This window comes from Chitinophaga sp. (assembly GCF_036569125.1).
GTDB lineage: Bacteria > Bacteroidota > Bacteroidia > Chitinophagales > Chitinophagaceae > Chitinophaga.
This window is the reverse complement of sequence record NZ_DATCRF010000200.1, coordinates 1-3,354: the sequence shown is the minus strand read 5'-3', so window position 1 is coordinate 3,354 and position 3,354 is coordinate 1. Positions and strand designations below refer to the sequence as shown.

2 protein-coding genes are annotated in these 3,354 nt (G+C 50.1%); both read left to right on the top strand.

What is annotated here, in order from left to right; all coding sequences use genetic code 11:
• On the top strand, positions 1-2,502 hold a 2,502-nt coding region (locus VIM87_RS07200; RefSeq protein ID WP_331996327.1), incomplete at its 5' end, for a tetratricopeptide repeat protein.
• Between the two features lie 65 nt (positions 2,503-2,567).
• The coding region (locus VIM87_RS07195) for a hypothetical protein (RefSeq protein WP_331996326.1) at positions 2,568-3,354 on the top strand (787 nt) is incomplete at its 3' end.

The window sequence follows — 3,354 nt, the reverse complement described above, 5'->3', positions numbered from 1 at the left end:
CCCGCCAATTACTACTACGGCTTTATTGCCTACAATAACCACCAGTATAATGAAGCCCTGGCCAGCTTTAAACGCGTGGAGCAGGAGCCTAAATACGCCGGTATTGTACCCTATTACATAGCAGAGATCTACTACTTCCAGGGCAAAAAGGAAGAAGTGATCAAATACGGCGAATCCCTGTTAAAGAAAGGCAATATCTATTATGATACGGAGCTGAAACAGCTGATGGGACAGGCTTACTTTGAAAAGAAAGATTACCAGAAAGCCCTGCCCTACTTACAGCAGTACCAGGATAATGCAGAAGAGGTGCGGAAGGAAGATGTGTACCAGCTCTCTTACTGTTACTACCAAACCGGCAACTATAACAAAGCCATTAACGGCTTTAAACAGCTGAGCAGCGAAAAGGATTCTTTAGGCCAGAACTCCATGTACCTGCTGGGCGATTGTTACCTGCGTACCAACCAGAAGGCCAATGCACGCAATGCCTTTGCCTTTGGCGCACGTAATAACTCAAACCCGCAGCAGCAGGAAATATCCCGCTTTAACTACGGCAAGCTGTCGTATGAGCTGGGGTATAATGATGCAGCGCTCACCGAGCTTTCCAACTTTGTAAAAACATATCCCCAGTCATCTTACAACAAAGAAGCCCGGGAAATACTGGTGCAGCTGTTCACCAACACCAATAACTACAAGGATGCGCTCACCACTATAGAATCCATCCCCGACAAGAACCCTACCGTGTTGCGGGCCTACCAGCGCGTATCCTACGGCAGGGCCACACAGCTCATAAACGACCAGCAGCTGGCAGAAGCCGATCGCCTGCTGGATGTAGCCATTAAAAATCCCTACGATAATAATATTAAACAGCTGGCGCATTTCTGGAAAGCGGAAATAGCCCTGCGCCAGCAGCGTACAGATAATGCCATCATTAACCTGAACAGCTATCTGACCGGCGCTGTACCGGCCTCCGGCGAGGCCAATGCGCAAACAGCCAGCTACAACATGGGTTACAGCCTGCTGAAGAAAGAAGATTATACCCATGCCCTGCAGCATTTTGAAGCCGCTCAAAAAGCCAGCGGCCCCAATGCAGGCCGTATCGCCAACGATGCGCTGCTGCGTAGCGCCGACTGTTATTACATGCTGAAGGATTTTGGCAGGGCCACTGCGCTGTACGACCGTGTGATTGCCAATAAAGATCCCGGTGCAGATTATGCCACTTACCAGAAAAGTATCATCCTGGGCATACAAGGTAAGTATAACGAAAAGCTGGCCCTGTTAAAACAGCTGGGCAACCAGTTCCCCTCTTCCAGCTTTGGGAACGATGCTGATTTTGAGATCGCCAATACTTACCTCGCATCTGAAAAATATACAGAAGCCATTCCCTACCTGGAAAATGTGCTGAAAAAACAGCCCAACGGACCTAATGCACCGCGTGCATTGCTGAAGCTGGGCCTGTGTTATTTCAATAAGGATAATGACAGCAAAGCACTCTCCTACTACCGCCAGGTGGTGGAAAAATATCCTAACTCCGCAGAAGCCAATGAAGCCCTGCAAAGCATCAAGGATATTTATGTAGGTCAGGGTAAAACAGATGAATATGTAGCCCTGCTGAAAGCCAGCGGCAGAACGGTTACCGCCTCCGCAGCGGATTCACTGGCCTATGCCGCCGCAGAAGCCCGCTTTAGCAGCGGCGATTGTGCCGGCGCCATACCCGCCTTTAACAGCTATATACAAAAGTATCCGAACGGCCAGTTCCTGCTGCCCGCTTACTTTTACCGCTCAGAATGCGCGTATAACAGCAAAGACTATACGACTGCTTTACCCGGTTATGAGTTTGTACTTTCCGGCAACAACAGCCTGTATGCCGAGCGTGCAGCCCTGCAGGCCGCCAACATTAACTTTTACCAGGTAAAGAATTATGATAAGGCCCGCACCTACTACCTGCAGCTGCAGGACCTTAGCACCAGCAAGGAAAATACCATGACCGCCACCCGCGGCCTGCTGCGCAGCAACTACCAGCTAAAGCACTGGGATGAGGTAGGCAACTATGCCGAGCTGCTGCTGTCCAACACCAGCATCAGCACCGACGACCAGATCGCCGCACACTTTTACCTGGGCAGGGCGCAACAGGAGCAGCAGAAATATGATGAGGCCATCGCCGAGTTTAAAACAGTAGCCGGCCTTACCAAATCGGAAACCGGGGCCGAAGCCCGCTACAACACCGGCGTATGCTACCTGGCTAAAAATGAGCTGGATGCAGCGGAGAAAGCAGGTTTTGATGTGATCAAGAACACCCCCTCATACGGCACCTGGGTAGCCAAAGCCTACATACTGTTAGGCGATGTATACACCCAGCAGAAAGATTACTTTAATGCAAAAGCTACTTTCCAGAGCCTGGCAGAGAACTGCCCTATTCCGGAGCTGAAACAGGAAGCAAAAGATAAGCTGGAAAAAGTAGAAGCTGCAGAAAAAGCCGCCTCTAAGATCAGGACCAAACCATAACATACATACACGCAAAATGCCCTGCTAACAGGCGTTTTAAATGATAAAATATAAACAGCGCATAAATGAACGGTAAAACTAAATATATAAGCAGGTGGGGAGTAATGGGGATGATGGCCGGTTTCTTTTTACAGCAGCCTGCCTGGGCGCAGGACTCACTGAAGCAGGAAACCATTGACATTATTTCAACCTACCAGCCCAAGCTGCGCGATGCAGCAAAGCTGAACCTTACGGCAGCCCTGCCGGGTGTGGATACCGCCCGCCCGCGTATGGCCTACCAGGTACCTGCCCTGAACCTGTATTTTATGTACCAGCCCGTACCCTTAAAGCCCCTGGCATTAGGGAAAGATTCGCTGAACGCATTGCAGAACAACTTTGTAAAAGTAGGTTTTGGCAACTACCAAACCCCGTTAATACAGGCCGGCTTTGGCAGCGGCCGTAATGAGAAATATAACTTTGGCCTGTATGGCAGCTACACCGGCTCCAAAGGCAGTATCAAGAACCAGGACTACAACGCGCTGAACATACTGGCCTCCGGCACCTACTACTCTCCCCTGTTCGAGATCAATGGCAGCGTAGGTTTTGACCGGAACGTAATACACTATTACGGGTACGACCATACGCTGTACGACTTTTCCAAGGGCGATGTAAAGCAGGCCTTTAACCAGGGCACCATACAGGTAGGCTTAAAGAACCGCACCCAGAACGACTGGGCGCTGATGATAGCACCCCGGGCCAAGTTCATGATCTTTACCGATGCCTTTGACCGTAAGGAAAACACCGTGGTAATAAATGCGCCCGTAAGCAAACAGCTGCTGGAAGATTTTTACCTGCGTGCAGAAGGCGTGTTTG